General features: G+C 40.7%; 8 protein-coding genes. 3 read left to right on the top strand and 5 right to left on the bottom strand.

Annotated elements, in window-relative coordinates:
* Positions 1-165 precede the first annotated feature (165 nt).
* A complete protein-coding gene (locus AB7E53_RS08575; RefSeq protein WP_446775192.1) occupies positions 166-834 on the bottom strand; it encodes a Crp/Fnr family transcriptional regulator in 669 nt (222 codons plus the stop codon).
* Positions 835-1008: 174 nt separating this feature from the next.
* Between AB7E53_RS08575 and AB7E53_RS08580 the strand changes: the two genes are divergently transcribed.
* The 3 genes from AB7E53_RS08580 to mscL all read left to right on the top strand — a co-directional run bounded on the left by AB7E53_RS08580 (position 1009) and on the right by mscL (position 4004).
* Positions 1009-1734 (top strand): 4Fe-4S dicluster domain-containing protein, encoded by a 726-nt coding sequence (locus tag AB7E53_RS08580; RefSeq protein WP_350457191.1) that lies wholly within the window; start codon positions 1009-1011, stop codon positions 1732-1734.
* Between the two features lie 68 nt (positions 1735-1802).
* Positions 1803-3449: a hydroxylamine reductase gene (hcp, locus tag AB7E53_RS08585; RefSeq protein ID WP_179398683.1), complete on the top strand. Its 1647-nt coding sequence runs from the start codon at positions 1803-1805 to the stop codon at positions 3447-3449.
* A 132-nt stretch (positions 3450-3581) separates the two neighbouring features.
* The gene (gene mscL / locus AB7E53_RS08590; protein ID WP_179398684.1) at positions 3582-4004 is read left to right on the top strand and encodes a large-conductance mechanosensitive channel protein MscL; all 423 of its coding nucleotides are present in this window, start codon (positions 3582-3584) and stop codon (positions 4002-4004) included.
* 118 nt (positions 4005-4122) lie between these two features.
* On the opposite strand, the gene AB7E53_RS08595 is transcribed toward mscL, so the two are convergent.
* The 4 genes from AB7E53_RS08595 to kdpB all read right to left on the bottom strand — a co-directional run.
* Positions 4123-5559, bottom strand: a complete 1437-nt coding sequence (locus AB7E53_RS08595; RefSeq protein ID WP_079684083.1) for a HAMP domain-containing sensor histidine kinase — start codon at positions 5557-5559, stop codon at positions 4123-4125.
* Positions 5556-6677 (bottom strand): sensor protein KdpD, encoded by a 1122-nt coding sequence (locus AB7E53_RS08600; RefSeq protein ID WP_350457189.1) that lies wholly within the window; start codon positions 6675-6677, stop codon positions 5556-5558. The genes AB7E53_RS08595 and AB7E53_RS08600 overlap by 4 nt, the downstream gene beginning before the upstream one ends.
* 46 nt (positions 6678-6723) lie before the next feature.
* The gene (locus AB7E53_RS08605; RefSeq protein WP_446772414.1) at positions 6724-7284 is read right to left on the bottom strand and encodes a potassium-transporting ATPase subunit C; all 561 of its coding nucleotides are present in this window, start codon (positions 7282-7284) and stop codon (positions 6724-6726) included.
* Positions 7285-7296: 12 nt separating this feature from the next.
* Positions 7297-8924 (bottom strand): potassium-transporting ATPase subunit KdpB (gene kdpB, locus AB7E53_RS08610; RefSeq protein WP_446775194.1); only part of this gene is annotated, 1628 nt, incomplete at its 5' end.

The raw sequence follows: 8924 nt of genomic DNA on the forward strand, positions 1-8924 counted from the left end.
TCGAATCAAGAACAACATAGATGATTCCCTGAAAATCGTAAGGACTTTTCACTTTAAAAGTCAGAACATTTTGATCAAAAAGTATATACTTTTTAAAGAAAATGTACCTGCAATTTTTCGCATAAGACTCCTTTATTTCTCTTATGGGAATAATCACACCCTATTTTACTGCGAAAGCTGTTGTAAAACCGAACGTTTATGGATTACGATGGTCTTTCGGTCGATAGAAATAATACCTTCCTGCTCCATTTCGGCTAAAGCCCGTGCCAAAGAAGGTCGAGTTACACCAAAGAAGTCGGCTATATCCTGTTGCGTTTCGGTTAGTTGAATTACACTGCATTTATCGTCTGTAAGCTTTCCTAACAGGTACTCGGCCACCTTATTCTTTATATTTTTCAGCGAAAGGAACATTATCTTATCACTTAGAAAACGGCTTCTTCCAGAGATAAGCATCAAGAAGTTTTGCAGTACTTGCGCATCTTTCTGCATCCAGGTTGTAAAATCATTCCGTGAGATAAATAATACCTCAGAGTCCTCAACCGCTATGATATTTACCGGTAAATCGTTTTTAGGTGCAAACAAAAATGCAGGAGCCAAAAGCTGAGGAGGGGCCAGCTCCTCGATAACAACCAGTTTCCCGGCATCATTTACCATCTGACCTTGTAAAAGCCCTTTAATTACGATCATCAAATGATTACATGCATTTCCTTGCATAGCCACCAGGTCCTTCGCTTTATAAGATTCGACCCGATAAGGAATGGATTCGAGCTCGGAAGCGATAATTTGTGAAGAAACACCTCTAAACAAGGGTGATTTACATATTATATCAAACATGTTTATAACTTATGATTAAACAAATTTCGGGAACTGTATATATTAATGAAACTTCGATTACTGATTATTGAATCGTTCTGGGCATAAATATAAAACTTTTTTTCTGATTGTAACATATGGTACTTTTCGGGTGAAGTGTGCACCTTACCTTTGCCGTACAAAATGAAACAATAGATGAAACGGACAATTATTAAAATAGACGAAGAATTATGTAACGGTTGCGGCGAATGTGTAACGGGTTGCCATGAAGGAGCTCTGCAGATTATCGACGGAAAAGCAAAATTGGTAAACGAAGTATTCTGCGACGGACTGGGTGCTTGTATCGGAGACTGCCCAACCGGAGCCTTAACTTTAGAAGAAAGAGAGGCTGAAGCTTTCGATGAAGCAGCAGTTGAAGCTCATGTTTCCGGGAAAAAGAAAGCCCCGGAAGTACACTTCGCCCCTATTCATCAGGGTTGTCCGGGAAGCATGGCCCGTAGTTTTGAGAAACCGGCAGGAACATCAATGGTATCCGGCTCTTCCGAGTTACAACAATGGCCGGTTCAACTTCATCTGTTATCTCCTTCGGCCCCTTACTTAAGAGGATCAGACTTGCTGCTGGCTGCCGATTGCACGGCTTTTTCTGTAGGTGATTTCCACAGCAAATATCTGAAAGGTAAGAAGCTGGCTATTGCTTGTCCGAAGCTGGATCAAGGTCGCGAAATCTACATAAACAAGTTAATTAACATGATTGACGACAACTATCTGAACACTCTCACGGTTATGATTATGGAGGTTCCCTGCTGCAGCGGATTACTCCAAATTGCCAAAGAGGCTACCGCCTCTGCCATCCGGAAAGTCCCCGTTAAGTTGATTCAGGTAAGTGTTCAAGGACAAGTTCTGCGTGAAGAATGGATTTGATCAGTCAACAACCGTAATTTATCAATAAAAATATAATACTCCCGAAAGGGGACTAAAATTTAAGCAATATGGACAAAATGTTTTGTTATCAATGTCAGGAAGCATCCAAAGGAATAGGTTGTACAATTAAAGGTGTTTGTGGTAAAGACGATGTTACTGCCAACCGTATGGACCTGTTGATGTTCGTTATGAAAGGTATTGCCGTAGTAGCCGAAAAACTGCGTGCAAACGGAACACCGGCAACCACAGCCAACCATTTTATCACAGAGGGACTTTTCTCTACGATCACCAATGCAAACTTCGACGTAAATAGTATTTCCGCAAGAGTTACCGAAGGATTGAAACTACGTAACGATTTAATTGGAAAAGCAGTTGCTGCCGGCATCGCCCTTCCTAAGCTGGAAGAGTTAAGCTGGAACGGAAACGAAAGCGAATACGAAAGCAAATCTGCCTCTGTAGGTGTACTACGTGAAAGCAATGAAGACGTAAGATCTTTAAAAGAGCTTGTTATTTACGGACTTAAGGGAATGGCTGCTTATGCCGAACATGCTTCCAAACTTGGATTTGAAGAGGAAGATATTTATGCATTTATCCAACATGCATTGGCTGCCACTACACGTACAGACATCAGTGCCGACGAGCTGACTGCTCTTGTACTTGAAACCGGAAGTTTTGGTGTGAAGACCATGGCTCTGCTTGATAAAGCCAATACTACCAGCTATGGAAATCCTGAAGTTACCAAAGTAAATATAGGTGTAGGCAAGAACCCGGGTATCCTAATCAGCGGTCACGACCTGAAGGATATGGAAGAACTATTGGCCCAAACCGAAGGTACAGGAGTGGATGTGTATACTCACAGTGAAATGCTTCCTGCCAACTATTATCCTGCTTTCAAAAAATACAAACATTTTGTAGGTAACTATGGTAACGCATGGTGGAAACAACGTGAAGAGTTCGAATCGTTCAACGGTCCTATCCTATTCACTACAAACTGTATTGTTCCTCCATTGTCTGGTGCTTCATACAAAGATAAGGTTTACACTACCAACGCTGCTGGCTATCCTGGCTTTAAGCATGTTCCGGCTCGCAAAGAAGGTGGAACAAAAGACTTCAGTGAAATTATAGAGGTGGCCAAAAAGTGTGCTGCACCTACAGAAATAGAACATGGTGAAATTATCGGAGGATTCGCCCATAACCAGGTTATGCAATTGGCCGGTCAGGTTGTAGATGCCGTAAAATCAGGTGCTATCAAGAAGTTTGTAGTAATGGCCGGTTGCGACGGTAGAATGAAAACCCGCGATTATTATTCAGACTTTGCCACTCAGTTGCCAAAAGATAATGTAATCCTTACTGCCGGTTGCGCTAAATACCGTTACAACAAACTTCCTCTGGGAGATATTAATGGAATTCCCCGTGTACTTGATGCCGGACAATGTAACGACAGCTACTCGTTAGCACTGATCGCCTTGAAACTTAAAGAGGTATTCGAGCTACAGGACATCAATGAGTTGCCTATTGTATATAACATCGCATGGTACGAACAAAAAGCAGTTATTGTTTTATTGGCTCTGTTAAGCCTTGGTGTTAAAAATATCCATCTGGGACCAACGTTGCCTGCATTCCTTTCTCCAAACGTAGCCAATGTATTGGTAGAAAACTTCGGTATCAGCAGTATCCGTACTCCTGAAGAAGATATTAAAGAATGGATTTTGTAATATTTCACAATTTTTTTATTAGATTTGCGTAGTACAAATCAGTAATAAAAGGAAAATTTAAAGCCTCTGGATTGTACATCCGGAGGCTTTTTTGATATAATTCACTTAGTATTCATTCAAAACAATGCACAAATGAAATTAATTCAGGAATTCAAAGCCTTTGCCATGCGCGGTAATGTGGTTGACATGGCAGTCGGTATCATTATTGGTGCTGCATTTGGTAAGATTGTTACATCTGTTGTTTCGGACATCCTCATGCCTGTAATCGGATTCTTCTTTGGCGGAGCCAGCTTCGTTGACCTCAAGATTACATTGAAAGATGCCGTGCTTGATTCTGCCGGCCAGGTTGTTACGCCGGCTTCTACACTTAATTACGGTAACTTCATTCAGGTTACGGTCGACTTTCTGATTATAGCATTTGCTATATTTATGATGATCCAAGCGATGAATAAATTAAAAAGAAAAGAAGAGGCTGCTCCTGCTGCCCCTGCCGCTCCTCCTGCAGACATTGTTTTGCTGACTGAAATCCGCGATTTGCTGAAAGATAAGAAATAAGGTTACATACAAAAAAGGAAGGGTATTGTTTTGAACATAAGCAATACCCTTTTATTTTCAAACGCATGATGCCGAATTTACCATTTAAAGCTATAAATTAGAAGGCAACGATATAAAGTTAAACCTGAAACTGTATTGTAAAAAGACTTCCCTTACCCAGCTCACTATCTACTTTTATGGTACCACCGTGAGCTTCGACAAAGTCCTTACTTATTGCTAGTCCCAGACCACTTCCTTGTACCTTGGTTCCGGGTACCCGGAAATATCTGTCAAAGATACTTTGATGATATCTTGGATCAATTCCTTTTCCAAAATCCTGCACAAACAATTCAACAACTTTGTCTTTCTGACGGGCACCGATTATAATCCGGCCATTTTCCTTTGTATAATGAATCGCATTAGAAAGCAGATTCGTAATCACCCAGGCAATCTTTTCACTATCTACAAATAACTTCGAAATCTTTTCGGGATATTCGACCTCAATATGACAATTAAATCTCTCGGCTTGAACTCTGTTTGCTTTTACTGCATAATCAATCAGCTCGATAGGTTTAGTTATTTTAGGATTTAGTTGCAATTTACCTGTTTCCACTTGTGTCATCTTAAGTAGTTCTCCAGTAATTTCCAACAGGCGATCTGTACTTTCCTTTATACTTTTGGATAGCATTTGCTGTTCGTCGTTCATTGATCCAATCCTTGAGTCTTCCAGTAGCTTAAGGCTCATCATAATGGAAGAGATGGGTGTTTTTAGCTCATGACTGATAGTTGAGATAAAAGTAGTCTTAGCTGAATCAAGTTCTTTAAACTCAGTTATATTTTGCAAAGAAATTACATCGCCAATATAATGTTGTTCTTTTTCGCCGGTGGGCACCATATAAATTGGTATATACTTAACCTGAAAGAAGCTTTCCTTGTTATCTGCATAGATTTTTAGTGGGTCCTTATTGCCATCTACCTGTCCTAGTTCACGAATCAACCGGCGAAGCAAATCGTTTTTCAATGCCAGGTCGTAAGCAGACTCACCGATAATCTGTTCCCTCTTCAGATTTAAAACAGTAAGTGCCCCGTCGTTGACAAATAAAACCCTTCGCTCTTTATCCAGGCCAAGTATCGGCTCTTTTATACTATTTACAATAGCTTCGCTGTATTTCTTCTCCTGTATAATATCAGTTAAAGCACTTTTCTGATATTCAGCCAATCGCTCGGCCATTCTGTTGAATGAATCGGAAACCTCTGCAAATTCTTCGTACTTTCCTAAGTCAAGTCTTTTGTTATAATTATGATCTGCTATTTCCATGATCCCATTAACTAAAGTCTTTATGGGCTTATTAATTGAACCTGGTAGCACCGCCAACATTACAACACCGATACATATACAGGCTGCGCCAAAAATAGAAATCCAGACCAATGCCCGGTGCAATGCCGGGACTGCTGCCGGACTATCAGGTTCTGTAGCAGTAAGCACCTGCAGATTTACGATTGAAAGCACTACCAGCATTACAATCATTGCCACAAGAAGACCTATACCTAAAAATAGCTTATTTTTAATATTCATGTCAAAACAATTAGATCAATGTTAAATTTATAAAGCCTATTAACGAACCATCTGTATATAAACAGTGAATATAGCAAAGAAATAAAACCCAATTCCGGTTTTCCAATGCAAACCGTGGTAATCTGATTTTCTTCACAAGCTTTTATTATTCCTTTACTTACATGAGACGACTTGATTTGAATCACCTCTCCTCCTAATTCGGTTGCCAACTTAAAATGGTTGGATAGATACCGTTGATTCGCTAATGGAATCTTATCCGGATGCTCTTTCGGTGTCTGTACATACAATACCACAAAAGAGGCATTAAAACGAGTGGCTAATCTGGCAACCTTATGTATAACCTTACGCGGAGTTTTCTCATGACTACTTATGCAGGCCAGAAATTTCTCGTGCCTGATTCCGCTGTTTACCGGAATGGTACTGATAACTTTCTTTTCCACCCGAAGCGCCACCTCTTTAAGAGCAAGTTCCCTTAGTTGTAGAATCGTTTCCGGTTTGAAGAAATTAGACAGTGCATGATGTATCTTATCCTGTTTATATATCTTTCCACTCTTAAGCCGGGTAAGAAGTTCATCTGCAGTAAGATCAATATTTACTACCTCATCGGCATCAGCCAAAAGACTGTCTGGCACACGTTCTTTTATTTCAAATCCGGCAATATCACTTACAATCTCGCTGATACCTTCCAGATGCTGTATATTAACTGCAGTTATTACACTAATACCTGCATCCAATATATCGAGAACGTCCTGCCAACGTTTGGAATGGATGCTACCTTCAACATTGGTATGTGCCAATTCATCGACTATGACAACTTCGGGATGAATGGTTAAAATAGATTGTAAATCCATCTCTTCCAACTCTTTGCCCTTATAGAAAAGCTTTTTCCTAGGAATTACGGTAAGTCCCTCTATCAAGGCCGCCGTCTCCGGACGTTCATGCGTTTCTATAAAACCAATCTGCACATCAATTCCATTACGAATCAATTCATGTGCATCTTGAAGCATTCTGTATGATTTGCCTACACCCGCGATCATCCCGATATAAATCTTAAGATTTCCCCGGCGGGATCTTTTCAGAAGATTGACAAACCGTTCAATATTTTGCTCTCTATCCATTCGCCATAATATTTTGAATATGCTTCCAAACACGAATGTAAGGATGTTATTCCGTTATTTTAATCAAATTCACATTTAATTTAAGTACATTCACTACGGATGGTCCTCCTATTGGTTTTTCGGCAAGTTCATCTACCAATGCACGTAAAGAGGTAACCGACAAATGTCTTGCATCAGCAACTCTCTCTATCTGTACATAAGCCGCTTTTACAGGAATATGTGGATCCAGACCGCTTCCACTGGCAGTAACAAGTTCGGCCGGGACTTCTTCTCTTTTAAGATATGGATGTGCCATCAAAAATTTATCAATACGTTTTTTCACAATTGCAAGGTATTCTGAATTATCGGGACCATAATTACTACCACCGGATCCGTCTGCCTTGTAATCTACCGCCGAAGGTCTGCCCCAGAACAAATCGTTCCGGGTAAATTCCTGCCCAACCAAAACAGCTCCGACTTCACGATTTTTCACCGATAACATTTCAACAGATCCATTGGCAGGACCTTCTAATTTGGCAAACATCCATAAAACGCCTATATATCCAACACTTAACAACAAGCAAAAAGCCAATGTTAGTTTAAATGCTTTAATTAAATCAGTCTTCATACTCTATTAATATTAAAAAAACATACCAACCATTAAATCAATCAATTTGATTCCTGCAAATGGGGCCAGCATTCCACCTCCCCCGTAGATAAGCAGATTCCTGCGTAATAATGCAGAAGCCCCTATGGGTTTATAGGCAACCCCTTTCAATGCAAGCGGAATAAGTATCGGAATAATAATTGCATTAAAAATAACCGCACTCAGAATTGCACTTTCCGGTGAATGTAACTTCATAATATTTAAACTTTCCAATGCCGGAATTGATGCCATAAACAAAGCAGGAACAATGGCAAAATATTTTGCCACATCGTTTGCAATACTAAATGTTGTAAGTGTACCGCGGGTCATTAACAACTGTTTTCCAATTTCAACAATTTCGATCAGTTTCGTTGGATCGTTATCCAGGTCAACCATATTGCCAGCTTCTTTTGCTGCCTGCGTTCCACTATTCATAGCAACACCTACATTCGCCTGAGCAAGCGCAGGAGCATCATTGGTACCATCTCCCATCATGGCAACCAACTTGCCAGCCTCCTGTTCCTTACGGATATACTCCATTTTATCTTCAGGTTTCGCTTCAGCGATATAATCATCTACACCGGCTTTATTGGCAATATATTTGGCAGTAAGGGGATTGTCTCCTGTAACCATTACTGTTTTAACTCCCATTTTCCGCAAACGTTGGAATCGCTCTTGTATTCCGGGCTTAATGATATCCTGAAGTTCTATTACACCGATGATTATGTCGTTTTCGCTGACCACAAGAGGAGTTCCTCCGTTCTCAGAAATGGAACGTACAAGTACTTCGGCTTCATCAGGGTAAGTATTCCCTGCTGCTTCACACCGTTTACGCATAACCTCAAATGCCCCTTTACGAATTCTACGACCGTCAGACAAGTCTATCCCGGAACATTTGGTTTCGGCAGTGAAAGGTACCATACGTAAAATAGATCCTGTATGTCCGCCAATACAACCCAAACTCTCGCCTAAAGAAACAATTGATTTTCCCTCTGGAGTTGTGTCAGATAGAGAGGCCATGACGCAGGTTTTTACAAATTCCTTTTCACCGTTTCCTCCAATTGCATAAAATCGGGTGGCCTTTCTGTTTCCTATCGTAATGGTACCTGTTTTATCCAACAACAATGTATCCACATCTCCGGCTGTCTCGACAGCTTTACCGGATTTGGTAATTACATTGGCTCTTAACGCCCGGTCCATCCCAGCAATCCCGATAGCCGAGAGAAGTCCGCCTATCGTTGTAGGAATCAAGCAGACAAATAAGGCTATAAATGAAGATAAGGCAATCGGGCTATGCATAAAATCCGCGATAGGCTTTAGGGTTGTGCACACAATAACAAAAACGAGTGTAAATCCAGATAAAAGAATGGTCAGCGCTATCTCATTGGGAGTTTTTTTACGTGACGCTCCTTCCACCAACGCAATCATTTTATCCAGAAAGCTCTCACCTGGTTGCGTACTAACCTTAACTGTAATTCTATCTGATAATACTTTTGTCCCTCCGGTAACAGAAGACTTGTCGCCCCCTGCTTCTCTGATAACAGGAGCACTTTCGCCTGTTATGGCGCTTTCATCAATCGAAGCAAGGCCATCCACAATTTCGCCATCAGCAGGAATCATAT

It is taken from the genome of Macellibacteroides sp. (genome assembly GCF_050251695.1).
Lineage (GTDB): Bacteria > Bacteroidota > Bacteroidia > Bacteroidales > Tannerellaceae > Macellibacteroides > Macellibacteroides fermentans.